Origin of the sequence: Kribbella capetownensis, from assembly GCF_004331485.1 — a bacterium.
GTDB classification, from domain to species: domain Bacteria; phylum Actinomycetota; class Actinomycetes; order Propionibacteriales; family Kribbellaceae; genus Kribbella; species Kribbella capetownensis.
This window is the reverse complement of record NZ_SJKD01000014.1, coordinates 16997-37523: the sequence shown is the minus strand read 5'-3', so window position 1 is coordinate 37523 and position 20527 is coordinate 16997. Positions and strand designations below refer to the sequence as shown.

Annotated in this window: 21 protein-coding genes; 8 read left to right on the top strand and 13 right to left on the bottom strand. The window is 68.1% G+C overall.

Translation table 11 applies throughout. The features are described from left to right. Positions 1-9 precede the first annotated feature (9 nt). The 4 genes from E0H75_RS39545 to E0H75_RS39530 form a co-directional block, all read right to left on the bottom strand. Positions 10-807, bottom strand: a complete 798-nt coding sequence (locus tag E0H75_RS39545; protein ID WP_131518866.1) for a phosphatase PAP2 family protein — start codon at positions 805-807, stop codon at positions 10-12. 122 nt (positions 808-929) lie between these two features. Continuing rightward, complete coding sequence (locus E0H75_RS39540) at positions 930-1847, bottom strand: carbohydrate ABC transporter permease (RefSeq protein ID WP_131518865.1); 918 nt, start codon at positions 1845-1847, stop codon at positions 930-932. Continuing rightward, the gene (locus E0H75_RS39535; RefSeq protein WP_238163543.1) at positions 1844-2746 is read right to left on the bottom strand and encodes an ABC transporter permease; all 903 of its coding nucleotides are present in this window, start codon (positions 2744-2746) and stop codon (positions 1844-1846) included. The genes E0H75_RS39540 and E0H75_RS39535 overlap by 4 nt, the downstream gene beginning before the upstream one ends. 39 nt (positions 2747-2785) lie before the next feature. Further along, positions 2786-4408: an extracellular solute-binding protein gene (locus E0H75_RS39530; protein ID WP_131518863.1), complete on the bottom strand. Its 1623-nt coding sequence runs from the start codon at positions 4406-4408 to the stop codon at positions 2786-2788. A 47-nt stretch (positions 4409-4455) separates the two neighbouring features. Here E0H75_RS39530 and E0H75_RS39525 point away from each other — a divergent pair, with 47 nt between their 5' ends. From E0H75_RS39525 to E0H75_RS39510, 4 genes are all read left to right on the top strand, one after another. Next, complete coding sequence (locus tag E0H75_RS39525) at positions 4456-5532, top strand: sialidase family protein (protein WP_131518862.1); 1077 nt, start codon at positions 4456-4458, stop codon at positions 5530-5532. 14 nt (positions 5533-5546) lie between these two features. After that, positions 5547-6482: a dihydrodipicolinate synthase family protein gene (locus tag E0H75_RS39520; RefSeq protein ID WP_131518861.1), complete on the top strand. Its 936-nt coding sequence runs from the start codon at positions 5547-5549 to the stop codon at positions 6480-6482. Positions 6483-6507: 25 nt separating this feature from the next. Continuing rightward, positions 6508-7218 carry a FadR/GntR family transcriptional regulator gene (locus E0H75_RS39515; RefSeq protein ID WP_131518860.1) on the top strand — a complete coding sequence of 237 codons (711 nt, stop codon included), beginning with the start codon at positions 6508-6510 and terminating at the stop codon, positions 7216-7218. Between the two features lie 155 nt (positions 7219-7373). Then, positions 7374-8261, top strand: coding sequence for a DUF559 domain-containing protein (locus E0H75_RS39510; protein ID WP_131518859.1), 888 nt, complete (start codon positions 7374-7376; stop codon positions 8259-8261). Between the two features lie 70 nt (positions 8262-8331). On the opposite strand, the gene E0H75_RS39505 is transcribed toward E0H75_RS39510, so the two are convergent. The 3 genes from E0H75_RS39505 to E0H75_RS39495 form a co-directional block, all read right to left on the bottom strand. Further along, positions 8332-9984 (bottom strand): DNA repair helicase XPB, encoded by a 1653-nt coding sequence (locus tag E0H75_RS39505; RefSeq protein WP_337589528.1) that lies wholly within the window; start codon positions 9982-9984, stop codon positions 8332-8334. 95 nt (positions 9985-10079) lie between these two features. Next, entirely contained in the window at positions 10080-12365 is a 2286-nt protein-coding gene (locus E0H75_RS39500) for a helicase-associated domain-containing protein (protein WP_131518857.1), read from the bottom strand. A 43-nt stretch (positions 12366-12408) separates the two neighbouring features. Continuing rightward, entirely contained in the window at positions 12409-13191 is a 783-nt protein-coding gene (locus E0H75_RS39495) for a GNAT family N-acetyltransferase (RefSeq protein ID WP_131518856.1), read from the bottom strand. A gap of 108 nt (positions 13192-13299) precedes the next feature. On the opposite strand from E0H75_RS39495, the gene E0H75_RS39490 reads away from it, so the two are divergent. Beyond that, entirely contained in the window at positions 13300-14070 is a 771-nt protein-coding gene (locus E0H75_RS39490) for an alpha/beta fold hydrolase (RefSeq protein ID WP_131518855.1), read from the top strand. Between the two features lies 1 nt (position 14071). Here the strand turns inward: E0H75_RS39490 and E0H75_RS39485 are convergent, their stop codons facing one another. Then, entirely contained in the window at positions 14072-14449 is a 378-nt protein-coding gene (locus tag E0H75_RS39485) for a DUF427 domain-containing protein (protein ID WP_131518854.1), read from the bottom strand. Positions 14450-14538: 89 nt separating this feature from the next. On the opposite strand from E0H75_RS39485, the gene E0H75_RS39480 reads away from it, so the two are divergent. Both E0H75_RS39480 and dmpI read left to right on the top strand, forming a co-directional pair. Next, positions 14539-15411 carry a LysR family transcriptional regulator gene (locus E0H75_RS39480; protein WP_131518853.1) on the top strand — a complete coding sequence of 291 codons (873 nt, stop codon included), beginning with the start codon at positions 14539-14541 and terminating at the stop codon, positions 15409-15411. Positions 15412-15497: 86 nt separating this feature from the next. Next, complete coding sequence (gene dmpI, locus E0H75_RS39475) at positions 15498-15680, top strand: 4-oxalocrotonate tautomerase DmpI (RefSeq protein WP_131518852.1); 183 nt, start codon at positions 15498-15500, stop codon at positions 15678-15680. Positions 15681-15709: 29 nt separating this feature from the next. On the opposite strand, the gene E0H75_RS39470 is transcribed toward dmpI, so the two are convergent. The 3 genes from E0H75_RS39470 to E0H75_RS39460 form a co-directional block, all read right to left on the bottom strand. Continuing rightward, positions 15710-16504, bottom strand: a complete 795-nt coding sequence (locus tag E0H75_RS39470; protein WP_131518851.1) for a metallophosphoesterase family protein — start codon at positions 16502-16504, stop codon at positions 15710-15712. 1 nt (position 16505) lies between these two features. Continuing rightward, the gene (locus E0H75_RS39465) at positions 16506-17741 is read right to left on the bottom strand and encodes an Nramp family divalent metal transporter (protein ID WP_131518980.1); all 1236 of its coding nucleotides are present in this window, start codon (positions 17739-17741) and stop codon (positions 16506-16508) included. Positions 17742-17842: 101 nt separating this feature from the next. Next, positions 17843-18463 (bottom strand): SIMPL domain-containing protein, encoded by a 621-nt coding sequence (locus E0H75_RS39460; protein WP_131518850.1) that lies wholly within the window; start codon positions 18461-18463, stop codon positions 17843-17845. 113 nt (positions 18464-18576) lie between these two features. On the opposite strand from E0H75_RS39460, the gene E0H75_RS43380 reads away from it, so the two are divergent. Then, on the top strand, positions 18577-19512 hold the full coding sequence (locus tag E0H75_RS43380; protein ID WP_165554381.1) for a DUF6454 family protein: 936 nt from the start codon (positions 18577-18579) through the stop codon (positions 19510-19512). Here the strand turns inward: E0H75_RS43380 and E0H75_RS39455 are convergent. Both E0H75_RS39455 and E0H75_RS39450 read right to left on the bottom strand, forming a co-directional pair. Further along, positions 19509-19883 (bottom strand): DNA-binding protein, encoded by a 375-nt coding sequence (locus tag E0H75_RS39455; RefSeq protein WP_131518849.1) that lies wholly within the window; start codon positions 19881-19883, stop codon positions 19509-19511. The two genes, E0H75_RS43380 and E0H75_RS39455, sit on opposite strands and share 4 nt — an antisense overlap. Further along, positions 19884-20513, bottom strand: a complete 630-nt coding sequence (locus E0H75_RS39450; RefSeq protein ID WP_165554383.1) for a nucleotidyltransferase family protein — start codon at positions 20511-20513, stop codon at positions 19884-19886. It lies immediately after the preceding gene. Positions 20514-20527 lie beyond the last annotated feature (14 nt).

The window sequence follows — 20527 nt, the reverse complement described above, 5'->3', positions numbered from 1 at the left end:
CCAGCTACGTTACTTGAGCACCCGGCGCGGGGAAACCGAATTACGGGTCCGAGGCATGTCGTCGTGCAGGCCGGGGCGGAGCAGCAGCGGCAGCGTGGCCGCGAGCAGGAGCAGTACGACGATGCCGTCCATCCAGTAGTGGTTCGCGGTCACCACGACCACCGCGAACGTGATGATCGGGTGCGCCAGCCAGAGCCAGCGCCACTTCGTCCGGGTGATCAGGATCATCGAGAGCGCGATCAGCGCGGCCCACCCGACATGCAGGCTCGGCATCGCGGCGAACTGGTTCGCCATCCCGCCGGACCGCTCCACGCCGTACACGGACTGACCGAACGCCAGCCCGGTGTCGACGAACCCGGGCATCATCCGCGGCGGTGCCAGCGGGAACACGATGTGACCGACCAGCGCCAGGCCGGTCAGTGCCACGATCGTCCAGCGAACGTGCGAATACGCCTTCGGCCGCCAGATGCTCAGCCAGAGCAGTACGACGGCCGTCAGTGGGGCATGCACCGACGCGTAGTACAGATTCGCGCCCTCGACCAGGTCCGGAAGCTTCAGCGCCGCGTGCTGGATCGAGGCCTCGTTCGGCAGGTGCAGCCAGCTCTGGATGGCGAGTACGTCGTGCGCATGGTCGAACGCGGAGCCGGTGTGTTTGGCCGCGATCTGGCGTCCGGCGCTGTAGACGAGAAACAAGGTCGCCAGCAGGACTGCTTCGCGTACCACCCGCCAGACGACCGGCCCCGTCCCCGATCGCCGGTTCTCGTTCTCCCCACCCAGCCCCACCCGCTCCAGCGCCTGCGTCCCCATACCTGTCGACGGTACCTGCCGTCTGCTCAGGATTTGCCCAGGCGCAACCCTGGCGTTGCCCTGGGCAACCCCTGGTCATGCTCAGGGCGACCGTTCGTGACGCACCCGTCACGCCATTGCGATCATCCCTTCACGGCGCCAGTGAGCACGCCCTTGGCGAAGTGCCGCTGCAGGAACGGGTAGATGATCAGGATCGGCACGATCGAGACGACCAGGATCGCCATCTGGATCGACGCCTGCGGTGGGAGCAGTTCGGTGCCGAGTTCCGCACTACCCAGTTGGGTGTCGTTGATGACGTACGTCCGCAGCACCAGTTGCAACGGCCACAGCTTGCTGTCGTTCAGGTACAGCAGTGCGGAGAAGAACGCGTTCCAGTACGCCACCGCGTAGAACAGCCCGATCACCGACAGCACCGCCTTGGACAGCGGCAGCACGATGTGGACGAACGTCTTCAGTTCACCCGCGCCGTCGATCCGGGCGCTCTCGGTGATCTCGTTCGGCAGGTTCATGAAGAACGCACGCAGCACGATCACGTTGAACGCGCTCACCATCGTCGGCACGATCAGCGCCCAGATGCTGTCCAGTAGTCCGGCGCCTTTGACCACGAGGTACGTCGGGATGATGCCGGGGGAGAAGAGCATGCTGAACAGGACCACCAGCAGGATCGGCCGCCCGGCCGCGAACCCCGGCCGGGACAACGCGTAGGCGAGCAGACACGACACGGTCAGGCTGAGCAGCGTGCCGACCACGGTGACGAAGATGCTGATGAACAGCGCCTGGGTCACCACGCCACCGGCGAACAGCGACTCGTAGGCGCCGAAGTTGACCGAGTCGGGGAACAGCACCAGACCACCGGACTCGTTGATCTGTTTGTTCGGCGCGACGCTGGTCGAGATCACCCCGACGAACGGGATGATCACCACCGCGCAGAACACCAGCAGGACCAGGCCCTTGAACACCCGCATCGGCCAGGACGCCATCGGCACGCCCTGCACGATCTTCCGGGGCGCGCGGCTTCGCGCAACAATCGTCTGCGTCATCGGCTGTACACCCCCTGCTCCCCGAAGATGTGGGCCACCTTGTTCGCGGCCAGCACCAGGGCGACGCCGACCAGGCCCTTGACCAGCCCGACCGCGGCCGCCACGCCCCAAGCACCTCCGAGTACGCCGTTGTTGTAGACGTAGGTGTCGAGCACCTCACTGACGTCCCGGCCGACCGCTTGCTGCTGCAGGATGATCTGCTCGAAGCCCACCGTCAGCGAGTCACCGAGCCGCAGGATGAACAGCAGGATGATGATCCCGCGCAGCCCCGGCAGCGTGACGTGCCACATCTGTTTCATCCGGCTCGCGCCGTCCACGCTGGCCGCCTCGTACAGCTGCGAGTCGATCTGGGACAGCGCGGCCAGGAACAGGATCGTCGCCCAGCCGGTGTCCTTCCAGATGATCTGCGAGGTCAGCAGGACGTGGAACAACTCCGAGTTCCCGATGATGTCGAGCGTGCCCAGATCGTGTGAGCGCAGGTAGTTGTTCAGTAACCCGCTGCCACCGAGCATCTGCTGGAACAGCGCGACCACGATCACCCAGGACATGAAGTGCGGCAGATAGAGAATGCTCTGCGCGATCCGCTTGATCCGCTCGGAGAACAGCGAGTTGAGCAGCAGCGCGAGCAGGATCGGTGCCGGGAAGACGAAGACCGACTGCAGGCAGGTCAGGATCAGCGTGTTCTTCAGCGCCCGCAGGAAGGCCGGGTCGCCGTTGAAGATCACCGCGAAGTTCGCCCAGCCGGACCAGTCGCTGCCACCGATGCCGAGGAACGGCTGGTAGTCCTTGAACGCGATCACGTTGCCGAGCAGCGGCACGTAGTGGAACGCGATGATCAGCCCGATCCCGGGCAGCGCGAACAGCAACAGCACCCGGTCCCGGAGCAGACGGCGCCCCAAGCTGAGCTGTTGCGATCGCGGTGCGGAGCGCTGGAGCATCTACTTGCCTGCCGCCTCGGTGTGGGCCTGCTCGAGTTCGGTGCGCATCGTGTCGCCGCCGGAGGACCGCCAGGTCTGGACCGCCGCCGTCCAGTCCGACACCGGCTTCTTGCCCTGCACGATCTGGTTCTCCAGGTCGAGCATCGTCTTCGAGAGCTGCGTCTGCTTCTTCGACTGGGTGTCGGAGTACAGCCCGTACGACGCGTCGTACGTGAGCCGCGGCGCGACCTTCGTCTGGATCGTGTGCTGGTTCTGCGGAACGTCGGGCTTGCCGGCCCAGTACAGCGCCAGGGCGGAGTCGCTGATGTACTGCACGCCGATGCCGGTCTCGACCACGCCGACCTTCGTCGGCACCGGGTCTGTGCCCTGCAAGGTGTAGTGCCGGCCGGCGATGCCGTACTTGCGGAACAGGTACTCCTCGGTGCCGAACGGCGCGGCCATCCAGTTCGCGATCTTCAGCAGGGTGTCGGCCGAGTGCTTGCTGTTCTTGCTGAACGACGTGACGTTGTTCAGTGCCGCACCCATCCAGGGCGCTCCCGCGCCGCCGTCGAAGCCGGGGACGTCGAGCATGTTCACCGAGAACGCCGGCCCGGCGGTGTTGTCGGAGTAGTACTGGTTCCAGGCGACGAAGCTGTCGTAGTCGAACGCGGCGATGCCGCCGTTGAACCACTGCTTGCGGGCGCTGGCCTTGTCGTTGAACGCGTCCGGGTTGACCACGCCGGCGGCGACCATCTTGCGGCCGGCCTCGAGCGCGTCGAGTTGTGCCTCGTGCTCGTACATCGAGGTGAACTTGCCGCCGTCCTCCTTCCAGACGTTCGGGATCGAGAGCATCTGCCGGATCGTCGACAGTGGCACCCGGGTCCAGGCCCACTTGTTCTGCTTGGCCGCGGTCAGCTCCTTGGCCAGGTCGAAGAACTCCTGGAAGGTCTTCGGCGCCGGATCCTTGATCCCCTTGGCGGCGAGCAGGTCCGCGCGGTACAGCGGCAGTGAGGTCCGCGACATGCCGCGCGGCACCGGGACGCCGTAGATGGCGCCGTTGAAGACGCAACCCTTCCAGTACTCCGTCGGGATGTTGGCCAGGAACGGGTACTTGCTGACCGCATCCCCGGACAACTGTTCGGTCAGATCCATGCACTTGGCCTTCACCAGGCCTGGGATCTGCACGGTGTCGACCGGGATGTTGATGATGTCGGGCAGGTCCCCGCCGGCGATCCGGGTCGCGAACTTGTCCTTGTACTCGTCGTTGGACGCCATGCTGATCTGCAGTTCGGACCCGAGCCGTTCGTTCAGCTTCTGCCAGAACTGGTTCTTGTCCACCGACGGCGGGATCGCGCCCGGGATGTTGGTCAGGAACGTGATCGGCTTGCCGTCACCCGGCGCCTCGCTGATCGCCTTGATCGGGTTGGCCGGGTACTTCAGGAAGCCGTCCAGGACGACGTCGGTGCCGGGCAGGTCCGGCTTGATCTCGCCGTACCTGGTGTAGGTCGGCAGCTTCACCGCCAGGTTGGCGGCCGCGGTGCCCTTCTTGTCCGACGCGCACCCCGCCAGCAGCGGCGTACCGGTGACCGCGACAGCGGCGGCGGCCAGACCACCGCCGAGGAATCTTCTTCTGCTGACTGGCATGAGGCCTCACTTCCATCGGAGGGCCACACCATGACATAGTACGTCCTATGTCTTCAAGAGTCGGCGCGCTGGAAATCGCTCCTACGGTCGTCTTCGACCCGGCGGGCAGCGGCTACCACACGTTCCGGATCCCGTCGGTCCTGGCACGGGGCGAGGTGGTTCTCGCCTTCTGCGAGGGCCGGCTGCACGGGTCCGGCGACGCGGGCGAGATCGAGGTCGTACTGCGCCGCTCGCTCGATGGCGGGCGGACCTGGCTGCCGCTGCAGGTCGTGTCGGCGGTAGCCGGCAAGACGTGCGGCAACCCGGCCCCGGTGATCGACCCGGCCAGCGGCGACATCGTGCTGGTCACGGTGCAGAACGGCGCTGACGCGGTCGAGCTGTCGCTTGCCCGCGGCACCGATCCGGAGTCCGGCCGGCGAGTGTTCGTGCAACGGTCTGCGGACGACGGCGCGACCTGGAGTCGGGCCGAGGAGATCACCGCGCAGGTCAAGCCGTCCGACTGGGGCTGGTACGCGACCGGTCCGTGTCACGCGATCGCGCTGACCAGCGGGCGACTCGTCGTACCGGCCAATCACTCCTTCGTGCCTGCGGAACCTGTCGATGATCTGATCCGGCTGAACGGCGGGCACTGCATCGTCAGTGACGACGGCGGGCACACATGGTCGGTCGGATTCGTCGATCGCAACGATGGCCCGGAGATCAACGCGAACGAGACGGCCGTCGCCGAACTGCCTGACGGCCGGTTGTACTTCAACGCGCGCAACCACCAGGGCACCGGCCCGGCGCGCGTCCACGCGTGGTCGTCCGACGGCGGTACGACGCTCGATGCGCCGTACGCCGGGATCCCTGAAGTCACGGCGCCGGGGATCCAGGGCAGCGTCCTCACGTTGCCCGACGGCCGGCTGCTGATGTCGACGCCGGTGAACCCGTCGAGTCGCCGGGAGCTGACCGTCTTCGTCAGTGCGGACTCCGGTCAGTCGTGGCGCCCCGCGCTGGTCGTGCACCCGGGCATGGCCGGGTACTCCGATCTGGTCCTGCTGCCTGATGGCGCGGTCGGGATTTTCTACGAAGCCGGTGAGACCTCGTCGTTCGCGACCCTGCGCTTCGCCACATTCGCCCTTTGACGTTGGGAGACCCCTTGACCGACTCCGCCCAGTTGACCGGCGTCGTACCGCCGCTCGTCACGCCGTTCACCCCCGAGTACGACGTCGACACGGCCTCGCTGGCCCGGTTGATCCAGTACCAGCTCACCGGGGGTGTGGACGGGGTGTTCGTGCTCGGCACCTCCGGCGAAGGAACGTTCCTGACCGACGAACAGCGCCAGGTGGTGCTGGAGACCACCGTCGCGGAAGTGGCCGGGCAGGTGCCGGTGCTGGCCGGTGTCATCGACACGTCGACAGCCCGTGCCGGTGCGCATCTGTCTGCGGCGTTGAAAGCCGGCGTCGATGCCGTTGTCGCGACGGCGCCGTTCTATGCGGCGACGCATCCGGCCGAGATCGAGCAGCACTTCACGCGGCTGGCGTCGATCGCGGGGGACGTGCCGATGTATGCGTACGACATCCCGCCGCGGGTCGGGACGAAGCTGCCCGCGTCGTTGATGATCTCGCTGGGAGAGCGCGGGATCATCGCGGGAGTGAAGGATTCCAGTGGTCAGGAGACCAGCCTGCGGCAGTTGGTGCTGGACCGGCGGGGCGCTGGGCTGACCGGGTTCGCGATCATGACCGGGGCGGAGCTGACGGTCGACTCCGCGTTGGCGTTCGGCGTCGATGGCGTCGTACCAGGGCTGGGGAATGTGGATCCGTCCGGGTACGTGCGGTTGTTCGACGCGGCGTCGGCGGGCGATACCGCGACGGCACGGGCGGAGCAGGATCGGCTGTTCCGGTTGTTCGAGATCATCACCGTGGCGGACCGTTCGCGGATGGGCGCGAGCTCGGCAGCGTTGGGCGCCTTCAAGGCCGGGCTATACCTGCTCGGCGTCATCGACTGCCCGCTGACCGCCTTCCCCTCGATCCCCCTGAACGACGAGGAGATCGCCGCGATCCGCCCTCTACTTGATCGTGCCGGATTACACTGAGCGGTCCTAGACGAGGAGGCCGGCAGTGACAACGGGTGGGCTCAGCCGGGCACGCGGTGCGGCGGGGAATCAGTCCTTCATTCGCGACCAGATGAAGTCGTACATCCTGGAACGCGGGCTCAAGGCGGGTGACCCGCTACCCAACGAGCAGGAGCTGATGGCTCAGCTCGGTGTCGGCCGGCACCCGTTGCGCGAGGCCATGAAGGCACTGCAGGCGGTCGGGATCATCGAGATCCGGCACGGCTACGGGACGTACGTCGGCGAGGTGTCACTGCAGTCGCTGGAGGACGGGCTCGCGTTCCGGATGTCGCAGTCGATGGCCGGCGACCTGCGCGACGTACAGAACGTGCTGGAGGTCCGCCAGGCCATCGAGGTCGGCATGGCGGACGACGTGGTCGCGTACTTCAAGTCGCACGGGTACGACGCGCTGGAGCCGATCGTCGAACGCATGGAGGCGAAGGCCCGGTCCGGCGAGTACTTCCCGGACGAGGACTGGGCCTTCCACCAGGCCCTCTACGAACCCCTGGGCAACGCGCTCGTGATCGACCTGCTGTCCGTCTTCTGGCGAACCTTCGCCCAGGTCGACGCCCGCCTACCCGGCGCCCGCTACACCCCTGCGGACGCCGCCGCCTGGCACCGAGACCTCCTGCTCGCCCTGGAGTCCGGCAACTCGGACGCCTTCGCCCGCTCCATGAAAAGCCACTTCAACGGAATCCACACCCGTCTAGGCGAATAGGGCCGTACAGCTCGACAGGACGTCTCGGCTGCTCAGGGGCCTGTCGCGGGTCGGCCGAGCGTGCATCGGCTCGCTCGGCGGTGACACCTCCTGTCGAGATGCCCGCTGTGGACAACCCACGTCACGATCCGACCGATTTCAGGCACCATCCCAGGGTGGAATCGCCCGCTGAAGTCCTTGCCCGTCTCGGTGGGTGGGCTACCTTCGCCGAGTTGTCGGCACTGACGTCTCGACGAGCTGTCGCGGCAGCGCTCGAGCGTGGAGAGGTGCGGCGAATCGCGTTGGGGATGTACGCCCTGCCGGAGCTGCCGGCGGATCTGGCGGCAGCGCTCGCGTACGACGGTGTGCGCTCGCATCTGAGTGCCGCGAGAACATGGCAGCTTCCGCTCCTGGTGGTGCCGGAAAAGCCGCATGTCACCCTTCCGCCCAACCGTCATCCGCGTCCGGGGCCGCCGGCCGTTCTGCATTGGGCGGCGGTCGACGCGGACGAGCGACGGAACCGGAGCACCTCGTTACTGCGGACGGTGGTCGACTGCGCCCGAGTTCTGCCGTTCGGCGAAGCGCTGGCCGTCGCTGACGCGGCGCTCGCTACCGGGTATCTGAATCGCGAAGAGCTCCTCGCCGCCGCCATCGCGATGCGCGGGCCAGGATCCCCGAACGCTCGCCGAACAGCCCTCGCGGCGACTGGCTTGTCCGGCAGCATTCTGGAGTCCATGCTCCGGGCGCTCCTCATCACCGAGGGCATCGACGGCTTCGAGCCGCAGGTACCGGTGACCAACGGGTTGTTCCGGGCAAGGGTCGACCTGGGACATCGCGTGGCGCGGGTGGCGCTGGAAGCGGACGGCTTCGCGTTCCACGGGTCCCGGCGGGACTTCGCTGCTGACTGCCATCGGTACGACGAGCTGGTGGCGGCCGGGTGGTTGGTGCTCCGGCTCACCTATGAGCACATCATCGGAGACCCGGCCTGGGTCGTCGCAACGATCCGTGCTGCGTTGGCGCAGCGAGGCCGTGCACACGGACAGGAGGTGTCACCCGCTGCATGAGCCGGTGACGCCTCGCCGAGCCTGCTCGATCGACGCACCCGAGCACACCACCTGTCGAGCTGTACGGCCCTCAGGCGAAGAGGTTCTCGGCGTCGACGATCGTGTACGCGTAGCCTTGCTCGGCCAGGAAGCGCTGGCGGTGGGCGGCGAATTCGGCGTCCACGGTGTCGCGGGCGACGATGGAGTAGAAGCGCGCGGTGCGGCCGTCGCCCTTGGGGCGGAGGACCCGGCCCAGGCGCTGGGCCTCCTCCTGGCGGGAGCCGAACGTGCCGGAGACCTGGATCGCGACGGAGGCCTCGGGCAGGTCGATGGAGAAGTTGGCGACCTTGCTGACCACCAGGCGGTCGATCTCGCCCTTGCGGAACGCGTCGAAGAGCCGCTGCCGTTCGCGGACCGTCGTCTCGCCCTTGATCACCGGGCATTCCAGCCGCTCGCCGAGCTCGTCCAGCTGGTCGATGTACTGCCCGATCACCAGCAGCGGCTCACCCGCGTGGTGGTCGGCGATCCGCCGTACCAGCCGGGACTTCGCCGGGGTCGACGCGGCCAAGCGGTAGCGGTCCTCCGGCTCAGCCGTCGCGTACACGAACCGCTCGGTCTGCTCCAGGTCCACTCGCACCTCAACACAGTCGGCCGGTGCGATCCAGCCCTGCGCCTCGATGTCCTTCCACGGCGCGTCGTACCGCTTCGGGCCGATCAGCGAGAACACGTCACCCTCGCGCCCGTCCTCGCGGACCAGGGTCGCGGTCAGGCCGATCCGTCGCCGGGTCTGCAGGTCCGCGGTCATCCGGAAGATCGGCGCCGGCAGCAGGTGCACCTCGTCGTACACGATCAGGCCCCAGTCGCGCGCGTCGAACAGCTCCAGGTGCGAGTACACGCCCTTCCGGCGCGTCGTCATCACCTGGTACGTCGCGATGGTGACCGGGCGGATCTCCTTGCGGGCACCGGAGTACTCGCCGATCTCGTCCTCGGTCAGGCTGGTGCGGCGCATCAGCTCGTCCTTCCACTGCCGCGCGGACACCGTGTTGGTGACCAGGATCAGCGTGGTCGCGGACGCCTGCGCCATCGCTGCCGCGCCGACGATCGTCTTGCCGGCGCCACAGGGGAGTACGACGACACCGGAGCCGCCGTGCCAGAACGAGTCCACCGCCTGCTGCTGGTACGGGCGCACGTCCCAGCCGTCACGCACCAGCTCGATCTTGTGCGTCTCGCCGTCGACGTACCCGGCGAGGTCCTCGGCCGGCCAGCCGAGCTTGAGCAGTGTCTGCTTGAGGTGACCGCGCTCCGAGGGGTGCACAAGGACGGTGTCGTCGTCGATGCGATCGCCCAGCATCGGCTTGACCTTGGCGCTGCGGAGCACCTCCTCCAGAACCGGCCGGTCGGTCGTCACCAGCACCAGTCCGTGCTGCGGGTGCTTCTCCAGCCGCAGCCGCCCGTACCGGTCCAGCGTTTCCGCGATGTCCACGAGCAGGGAGTGCGGGACGGGGTAGCGGCTGTAGCGCAGCAGTACGTCGATTACCTGCTCGGCGTCGTGCCCGGCCGCCCGAGCGTTCCACAACCCCAGCGGCGTCAGCCGATAGGTGTGCACATGCTCCGGCGCGCGCTCCAACTCGGAGAACGGCGCAATGGCCTTCCGGCAGTCGTTGGCGTCCGGATGCGCAGTCTCCAGCAAAAGCGTCTTGTCGGACTGCACAATCAAAGGACCGTCTGTCACTGCATCTCCCATTCGGTGTCCGACCTTCCATTGTGCCTCGTCCTGCAAGTGGGCGACTGACCGCGGCACATGCGTCCGAAGGAAGAGATGAAAGGACGGCGGCCAGCTCACTCCACGACTCGGGCTGTGGAGATGCGGTGGAGGGCGTAGGTGCGGGGGTGGTCGGTGGTGTCTTCGTAGGCGGTGAGCCAGCCGTCGGCGACTCGGACCGGCTCGACGATGCGTTCGGAGGCGGTGCCGTTGTGGTCGACGTACGAGATCCAGGTGCGGGTGTGGGACTCGGCCGCGTTGGTCAGTACGGCGATGGTCTCGGCCGGGGCGATTGGCTCGATCAGACCCTCGTCGGCGGGGCGCTCAGCGGCGATGCGGTCGCCGGCGCGGACCTTCTCGATCACCGCCTTGACCTGCTCGTCGGTCAGGTCGACCGCGCTGTCCGCGAAGTCCCGGCTGGAACGGCGCCGTGGCGTGTCACCCCGACGTGTCCCACCACTGGTCACATGGATGACCCCATCGAACGTCTCGGCGAGCGGCGCCAGCCCCGCCTCACGCAGCCGGCTCAGCACCATGTCCGGCGGTGACGGCGACACCACCACCGTCGGCGCCAGCCGCCGGAACCGAATACCCGGCAGGTTGGAGCTGAGCAGCTGCGTCAGCACATCCTCATCATCACACCGCAGGTACGTCGACGCCGTACCAAGCCGGAGTACGCCGTGCCGCCGGGCAACGTCGTCGATCAGGTACGTCAGCGGCTGAGGCACCGGTGTACGCGAGTGCTCAGCCAGCCACTTGTGCAGCTGATCCGCGGTCCGCCCGAGGTCGAACGCACGCCGTACCGACGCCTCGCTGAACCGGTAGACGGCCGCACCGCCCTGCGACTCGACGTCAGCCATGGCGGACAGCTCGTCCTGCACCACCCGCACCAGCGGACCGGGCGCGACCGCGGTCAGATCGGCCTGCAGCAACACTTCGGACACCGGCTCCGGCACCAGCGGGCTGATCGCCTCGGCCAGATCGTCCACCGTCGGCTCCGCGTCGAGCAGCGGCCGCGCATGCTGCGCCAATGCACCAAGACCGGTCAGACCCAGCAGAGCGGCCTCGGTGATCGTCCACTCGACCAGATCGTCGCGGAACTGCCCGCCACGTCGGGGCCGATGCCACGCCACCCAGGTGACCACTGACTCCGGGGCTGGCGCCGAACCAGCGTCGGCCTTCGACAGCGCCTGCAGTGTCAGCACCCGGACCTCAGGCGCCAGCAACCGCTCCAGATCCGGTGCGAGCGCGTTGATCAGCCGCTCGCGCGCAGCAGCCGTCGCACCACCACTGTCACGCCGGCCGATCAGTCCGATCGCCCGCATCCCGGTGAACCAGGCCGACACCAGCTGAGCCCACCGATGTGCCAGGTTCAGGTCCAGCCAGTCGTCGTACGCGCTTGTCGGCAGCCAGAACTCACTCGTCCCGATCTCAGCCGCAGCAACCAGTCCGGCGGCGTACGCGAACTCCAGCACCGCAGCGGTCGTCTGCTCGTCCGCACCGATCTTCCCGGCCAGACTGCGCAGCTCACGCACTCCGATGCCACCGGTCCGCAGCACCGGCGGTGGCTCGGTCCCCAGCTGCTCCAGAGCCCGATCCACCTGCCGGACAAGGTCGAGCGCCGCACCAGCAGCCGCCCGGTCCGCGATCGACGCAGAAACGGTCTTGCCATCGAGCGGCGGCGGCGTTGGCCGAGTCGACGCCAGCACTCGCCCACCCCGCAGGTGCAGTCCGATCTGCCGCGGCAGAACGACGGTGTTCGCATCCTTCGGTACGACGAGACCGCGTGCCAGCAACCGCTCAACCGGCGTACGGGCGGAGGCGATCGTCACCGGACGCTCAGCCTTCTCCACCGAGCCGGTCGGCGGACCCCATGTCAGCTTCGCGAGCACCTCACGCGCGTCCGGCCCGGCGTCCTCGATCAGCTGGTCCAGATCGCCGAAGTGCCTCGTGGTTACCGGTCCGAGCCCGGCCGGCGTCGGACCGAGCAGCTCGTGGACGGCGCGGATCGGACGCAGGTCGTCCTCCGTGCCCCACACCAACGCGAGCTTCAGCAGTTCGTCCACCCGAGGCCGGACCACCTCGACGGGCTGCGCCACTCCGGTCGCCAGCGCGGCCAGGTTCACCGGCTCCGGCAGCGCCGACAGCGACTCCAGCAGATCGACGCCGAACTCGTCGAGCCGGTTGATCGCCCGCGCGGCGGACGCGTTCGTCGTGGCTCGCGCCGCGAGCTGGCCGGTGTCCGCGGGGATAGGCATCGCCAGATCCGGGCGACGCTGGAGCAGTAGACCGAGCGCAGCGTCGTCCCAGGTACGCAGGGCCTCGGCGAGGGTGCGTGGGCGGTTGCGCTCGGATGTGCTCATCCCTACAACGGTACGGCCCCAGCCCTACCCACGACGAACCGTGTCACTCCGCGGCCCCGGCGCTGCCGATGCGGTGGAAGCCGACGCGTTCGTAGACCGCCGCGACCGCCTTGTTCGCGGCGGACAGCAGGATCAGATCGACACCGTTCGCGAACGCGTGCTCGGCCAGCGTGGACGTGACTGCCGCGGCCAGGCCACGGCGACGCATGGACGGCAGCGTGCCGACACCGACGATCTCGGTCGTGGCGCCGACCGCCTGGTGCTGCCCGCTGGCCACCATGCCCTCGTCGGTGAAGGCGCCGGCGCTCACGGTGATGCCGCTGGCGACCCGCTCCACCATCGCCGCGAGCCGGTCGTCCGGTACCGCAGCGGCTTCCGCATCCCGTTCCGCAGGTCCGCCCGCGCCGATCGCCGTACCCGGGTCGTGGAACGCGAGCGACGCCACCGCAGCGGCCTGCCGCAGTACGGCGTCGTCCGCGGGCAGGATCTCGCAGCGGGCGTCCGCGGACACCGGGCGGAACTCGTGGCGTTCGAGCACGAGCAGTGGGTGCTCGACCAAGGTCAGCCCGGCCGCAGCCGCCGCCGGACCGAGCGACGGACACGTCTCCACGACCCACTCGAGACTCAGCGGGATCTCGAGCTCGGCACACCGCGCCCGCAGTACGTCGATGTCCGCCGGCTCGATGACCGTCGACGAGCCCGGCACCGGACGGGCGTAGTACGGCCAGGCCGTCGTACTGCGGAAGAGGGTGAACGGCCCGGCCTGCTCCGGGATCGCACCGGACAGCGGGGCTGCGTGGAGGTAGTCGTCGACTCTGGTGATCATCGCGACGCAGTGAATCACCAGGCCGGATCGAGCGCCAGGGATTATGTCGAACCGCGCGGACCGGCTCCGACGTACCGCATGTCAGTGATGATCGAGGGAGGACGTGGCATGCAGAAAGTGAGCTCGGCGGACGGTACGGCGATCGCCTACGAGCGGATGGGGAGTGGGCCGCGGGTGATTCTGGTCGGCGGTGCGCTCTGTGACCGGAACGCGCTCAAGCCGTTGGCGGTGGAGCTGGCCGCCGACTTCGACGTGGTGACCTACGACCGGCGCGGCCGCGGCGACAGCGGCGACGGTACGCCGTACTCCGTGCAGCGCGAGGTGGACGACCTCGGGGCACTGCTGACGGCGGTCGGCGGTACGGCGGCTGTCTACGGGCACTCGTCGGGAGCCGGGCTGGCCGCGGTTGCGGCGAGCACCGGACTGCCGTTCACGAAGGTCGTGCTGCACGAGCCGCCGTACGGGCCCGACGACGTCGACTCGAGCGAGGACGGCGGACGGGTGCTGGAGCTGATCCGCGAGGGTCACGGGCGGGAGGCGGTCGAGCTGTTCCTGATGATGGCGGGCATGCCGAAGGAGGCCGCCGTCGAGACCGCGGCCTTCCCGGGCATGGCGGAGGTCGCGCCGACGCTCGCCTACGACTTCGCCGTGATGGACCACGGCGCGCCCGGCGGCCGCACGCCGGTCCACGTACTCCGCAAGATCATGCAACCGACCCTGGTCGTCGCCGGGACCGCGTCGCCGCCGTTCATGGTCGACGCGGCCCACCGGATCGTCGGCATCCTGCCCGCGGCCCGGCTGACCGAGCTCGCTGACCAGGACCACGTCGTACCGCCGGAGCTCCTCGCCCCGGTGCTGCGGGACTTCCTCAGCCGGTGAATCAGTCCGCGATGATCTCGATCGCGACCTTGTTCGGGTAGAAAGCGACGTACTCGCGGATGTCCGCGACCGCGTCGTACGGCTGCTCGTAGGTCCACACCGCGTTCACCCCGTCCGCCCCGGCGGGGAGAATGCTGTAGTACGACGCGTCACCCTTGTACGGGCAGTACGTCGCGTGGTCGGTGCGCTCCAGCAGCCCGAAGTCGACGTCCTCGCGCGGGATGTACTGCACCGCGGGATAGCTCGCCTCCTGCAGCGACAGCGCCTCGCGGGTGTCCGCGATCATCTGCTCGCCGAGCCTGACCACGACCCGATCCGGGTTCTTCCCGACCGTGATCGGGTGGTCCGGACCAGGAATCTTCACTGTCTTCTCCGCCATCTCAGCTCCCAGAGAGTCGACCTCACCATCAACTTTTCAACAACCACCCCGTCCCCGCCGGCATTCCCGCGATCGGCGATGATCGTGGTGTGGAGCTGCGCCAGATCCAGTACTTCGTGACCGTCGCCGAGGTACTCAACTTCGGCCGGGCCGCAGAGCAACTCGGCATCGGCCAGCCCGGGGTCAGCCAGCAGATCGCCCGGCTGGAGCGGGAGTTGGGCGTGCTGCTGTTCGACCGCTCGGCGCGCGCGATCCGGCTCACCGAAGCCGGCCAGCGCTTCCTGCCCGCTGCCCGGGCCGTCCTGGTCTCGGTCGACCATGCCCGTGCCGCCGCCACCGGAACCACCGGCCGCCGTCTCCGCCTCGGCACCAGCACCGGACTGGGGGAGCGGCTGACGACCGTCGTCTCTCAGCTCAGCGGGCGTGGCCTGCAGGTCGACCTCGTCAGTACGTCGACCCGCGCGCGACTGGACCGGGTTCGGGGCGGGCAGCTGGACGCTGCGTTCGTGCGGGGCCAGGACGAGGTGGCCGGTCTGGAGTTCATCCCGGTCTGGGAGGACGCGTTGCTGATCGCGCTGCCCGCCGCCGTCGCACCGGATGGCGAGGTCCCGCTGAAGGAACTGCGCACGCTGCCGCTGCGGATCACCTCACGACGGGACAATCCGCCGCTCGTCGATCTGGTGATGTCGGCCTGCAGCGCCGAGGGATTCGAACCGGTACTCGGTCCGCGGTCGAGCAATCTGCAGGACACGCACGCGTCGATCGGTGCCGGCCCGCCCAGCTGGACCGTCATCTACGAGTCGCACGCACAAGTCCTCCGCGAGGGGCGGGTGGCGTTCCGTCGGCCCAGCCCGCGGCTTGCTCTGACCACGTGCCTGGCCATTCCGGCCGGGTCTACGGTGAGCGGCGACCTCGCCGTACTGCTGGAGGCCTGCCGGGCAGCGTCCGATCAGTTCGAGTGATAGCTGGGCATCGGATCTGCGTCTGGCTCCGGCCCGCCGGGACGACTGGAATAGGACCAACAGCCGAACCAGGAAAGGACAATCCGATGCCCGTCGTCACCGTTCAGCAAGGCCCCCGGACCGTCGAGCTCAAGCGCGCGCTGGTCGAGCGCATCACCGACGCCTTCGTCGACAGCCTCGGCGTGCCGGCCGAGAGTGTCCAGGTCTGGATCCAGGAGACCCCACCGGAGAGCTGGGCCGTCGGCGGCACGCTCACCGCTGACAAGTAGGTCCTCAGGTCGTGGATGACGTGGTCGCGTCACTCCGCGGAGAGCTGTTCGAGTTCGACCAGTAACAAGGGGCCGCCGTCGAAGGCGCCGCCGTCGATGCCGAGGACGAGGCCGTCGGCGTACAGGTTGGGGCCGGTCAGGTTGGCCGGATCGATGCCGAGTTGGTCGGCCACGATGCTGTGACCGTGGACGATGCGGTGGCCGCCGAGATGCTGCAGCAGGATGGTCGCCACCTCGCCACCGCTCGCGCCGCGGAACGCGTACCGCGACGTCATTCGGCGCCAGATCTCCCACCACACCACGATGTCGTCGGTGTGCAGCTCGGCCCGGGCCGCTTCGTTGATCTGGTCGATGCTGTCGCCCCACTCGACGTACTCCGCGGTGTCGGAGTGCATCAGCAGGTGCCCGGCGTCCAACGCGAGCATCGGCTGCTCGAGCAGCCAGGCGACGTCGTCCTCGGTGAGCAGTTCCTGGTCGCGGTCCCGTCCACCGTTCAGCGTCCACGACCGCTCGAAGCTGCGGGTGGTGATCCCTTCGTGCGGTACGAACTCGTCGCCGAACTTGTGCATCCCGAGCGCGAGGATCTCGTGGTTGCCGAGCAGCATCCGGATCGCCCCGTCCGGCGCCTGCTCGATCAGCCCACGGACATAGCGCAGTACGCCGATCCCGTCCGGGCCGCGGTCGAAGAAGTCGCCGAGGAACCACAGCCGCGCGTCCTGGCCGGACCAGTTGCCGTCGGCATCCGTCAGCCCGGCCTCCTGCAGCGATGCCGTCAGCTTCTCCGGATGACCGTGGATGTCGCTGACGGCATACACCGCCGTCATGTCATCCCCGGACGGTGAGCACGACCAGTACGACGTTGAGGACGGAGACAGCGGTGGCGACCAGGCATGCCAGGAGGGTAGTCGCCCACCGGTTGGTGAAGTCACCCATGACGCGCCGGGAGGCGGTCAAACGGACCAGCGGCCACAGGGCGCAGGGGATGCCGAAACTGAGCACGACCTGGGACACGACCAGCGCGCGGCTCGGGTCGATGCCGATCGCAAGGATGAGCAGGGCCGGGATCAGGGTGATCAGGCGGCGGACCGCCAGCGGGACGTGGCGCTGCCAGAAACCGTCGAGGATGACCGAGCCGGCGTAGGTGCCGACCGAAGAGGACGCGAATCCGCTGGCCAGCAGGGCGAGCGCGAACAACAGCGCGGGCAGCTGGCCCAGACGGTCGCCGATGGCGGCGTGGGCGGCGTCCAGTGAGTCGGCGCCGGTGCCGCTCAGCGCGGCGGCGGCCACGACGACCATGGCGAGGTTGACCGCGCCGGCCAGCGCCATCGCGACGGCCACGTCGATCCGGGTGGCCCGCAGTACGCGGGACTTGCCGGCGGCTGACCGGATCGTCTTCCAATGCCGGTCGGTGACCAGTGCGCCGTGCAGCCAGATCGCGTGTGGCATCACGGTCGCGCCGAGCATGCCGGCCGCCAGGACGAGGGACTGGGTCCCGTCGAGCCGCGGCACCAGTCCGCCCACCACTCCGGCCGCGGACGGCTCGGACTGGACGGTGGAGACGACGAATCCGACCAGAACCACGGCGAGAAGTCCGATGATGGCGGCCTCGAATGGCCGCTGCCCGCGCTTCGACTGATAGACCAGCAGCCCGAACGACACCGCGCCGGTGATGGCACCACCGAGCAGCAAGGGGATCCCGAAGAGCAGGTTCAGCGCGATCGCGCCGCCGACCACCTCGGCCAGGTCGGTCGCGATCGCCACCAGTTCGGCCTGGAACCACAACCCGGTCGACGTGGACCGCTTGAAGTGGTCACGGCACAACTGCGGCAGCGTCCGGCCGGTCGCGATACTCGCCTTCGCCGCCAGATACTGCACGAGCACAGCCATCAGGTTCGCCCCGACCACGACCCAGCAGAGCAGATAGCCGTACGTCGCGCCGGCCGCGATGTTGGTCGCGAAGTTCCCGGGATCGACATAGGCGACCGCCGCAACGAACGCCGGTCCGAGCAGGAGCAGCCCGGACCGGTTCAACTGCCGCCGCAGCGGTGCCGGTGCGTACATGGAAGAAGTTTCCATGACAGCACCGACAGCGCATACCCCTGATCTCGCTTTGAGACAGTTCGAACACGCTGTGAGACAGGAGTTACAGCTCGAGCACCTGCTCAGGCCCAGGAGAAGTGGACTTCGAGGGAGACCTGAACGGTGTGCTCGCCGGGCGTGATGTTGAGGGCCGCGTCGAACTTCGCCGCGCCGCCGCTCGGCGCCATGCCTTCCGCCATCGGGAAGTGGCGGTTGGTCTCGGAGATCGACGTGACCGAGCCGAGGGAGTAGCCGGCCAGGGCGGCGAGTTCCTGCGCCTTGTCCCGGGCCTGCCGGAAGGCGAGCTCGCGGGCACGGGTGAGCAGTTCGGTCTTGTCCTCGATGTCGAACTGGAGTCCCTGCAGTCCGAGGCTGTTGCCGGCAGCATCCACCGCGGCGTTGAGCAGCCGGCCGAACCCGGTCAGGTCCTTCGTCGTCACCGTCAACACGTGCGAACCGCGGTACCCCGCGACCGCGTCCTGACCCTTGTACTCCTGGTAGACGTTCACGGTGGTTGTCGAGATGTCGTCCGCCTCGACGCCCTGGCCGCGCAGTGCCGCGGTGACCGCATCCGTCCGCTGTGCCACCTGCGACACCGTGGCCGCCACGTCGGGAGCCACAAGCTCCACGCTGAACGACACCCGCAGTACATCCGGCGCCGCACCAGCCTGCCCCGACCCGACAACCCGCACCCCAGCGTCCATTGCTGCAGTCTGACACTTCCCTCGGTCATCGGGGTCTGATCATCTGGTGTCGGCCGCGCCGTCATCCGGCCGCGGCACACTGCACCATCGACTTCACGCCCAAGGAGACTCTGATGCGCAGCCGGATCCTCATCTCTACAGCTCTCGCCGGTGTCCTGCTCACCGGACTGACCACCGCCGACGCGTCCGGGAAGGACTCCGGCGTCGCCCGGGCCTTCGAGGCGACCACGCGCAGTACTGCGTGGACCCAGGTGGCGCGAGTGCCGTTGAAGTTCCCGACGTACCACCCGCAGGGGTTCGCACTGGTGGGTGATCTGATCTTCATGACCAGCGTGGAGGTGCTGGAGGCGCCGGTGAAGTACCCGGAGCCGGTGGACGGGTACGACCGCAGCCCGGGCAAGGGGATCGGGCACCTGTTCGTGATCGACCGGCAGGGCAACCTGAAGGAGGACATCCACCTCGGCGAAGGTACGGCGTACCACCCGGGCGGCATCGACTACGACGGGCAGAACCTGTGGGTGCCGGCGGCGGAGTACCGCCCGGACTCGCGGGCGATCATCTACACCGTCGACCCGAAGACCTACCGAGTGACCGAGCGCTTCCGGGCGAACGACCACGTCGGCGGCGTCGTCCGTGACCGCACCACGGGCCTGGTCCACGGGGTCAGCTGGGGCTCCCGGACGCTCTACGAGTGGACCGCGACCGGACGCCGCCTGGAGGCCGTACCGAACGAGAGCCACATCCTCGACTACCAGGACTGCGACTACGTGGCCCGCGGCAAACAACTCTGCGGCGGCGTCACCACCCTCCCCGGCCCGGCGAACACCACCTACGACCTAGGCGGCCTGGCCCTCCTGGACCTCCGCACCAACCGCATCCTCCACGAGATCCCCTTCCCCTACTTCTCACCCACCACCAACCACTCCGCCACCCGCAACCCCGTAGCCCTCGAAACCACCAACAACAAACTCCGCCTCCTCACCGCCCCCGACGACGGCGAAACCCCCGGCGGCACCGAACTCCAAATCTACGAATCCCCACTGAGCTAGTCGGGTGCGACGGATTGCGCGGCGGCCAGTAGCCGGCCCGCCCAGTCGACGCTCTTCGCGGAATCGGCAGCAGACACAGCCGCCGCCTGATACTGAGCCTTCGACTTGAGCTTGAGCAGCCGGGAGAGCGTCGTACTACTCTCCCGGCCGACGGGCCCAGCGCCCTTCAGTTCGGACACTGCCTCCGCGTGGTTGTCGGACTTCTTGGTCCTGCCGGTCAAGGCAAGGCAGATCGCATCCTTGTTGATCCCGGAGGTGACCGCGTTCGAAGCCGCGGCGTTGAAGAGTTGAAGATCGTTGGTCAGTTCGACGGCCTCGAGGAACTCGCGAGCCTTTGCCAGGTGTGCTCGGGCTTCATCGAGTGCAGACAATTAGCTGGCCTTTCGGGTGAGGGTTTGTTGGGGTGAGGTGCCGGCGATCGGCACGGCGTCGCGGCGTAGTTCGGTGACCAGGCGTTCGTCACTTGCGATGAGTTGACGAACCTCCTGGGCGCTGTATTCGACGAGCTCGCACGAGTTCCCGGACCACTGGCTCGCGTGTTCGGCCAGGGTTGCGAGCTGCTCGACCCAGCGGGGATCCGACTCGTCGATGTCATCCGGTCGAACGATCAGCAGGTCGAGGTCGCTGTCGGTGCCGCCTTGTCCGCGAGCTGTCGAGCCGAACAGCCAGACTGCCTTGGCGTGCAGCTGCCACGACTCTGCTTCTGCTCTGATGCGTTCGAGCAGAAGCTCCCGGAGTCGCGCGAGGTGGTCAATCGCCTGGTAGGCAACGTGATCCCGGTTCAGCGTGTACAGCCGAGCACGACCGGCCGGCTGTGCGGTCACGACACCGTTCCTGACCAGGTCGTCGAGCACCTTCTGTACGCCGCTGGGACTTCCGGGCGCTCGCAGGAGCCCGGCCACCGCGCGTCCGGTCAGTGGCTGATCGGTCCGCGCGAGCACGCCGAGGACCCGGCCGTGCACGCCGGGAATCACGGTCGACACCGGCTCGGGAAACTGCACGCCGACCACCTCCA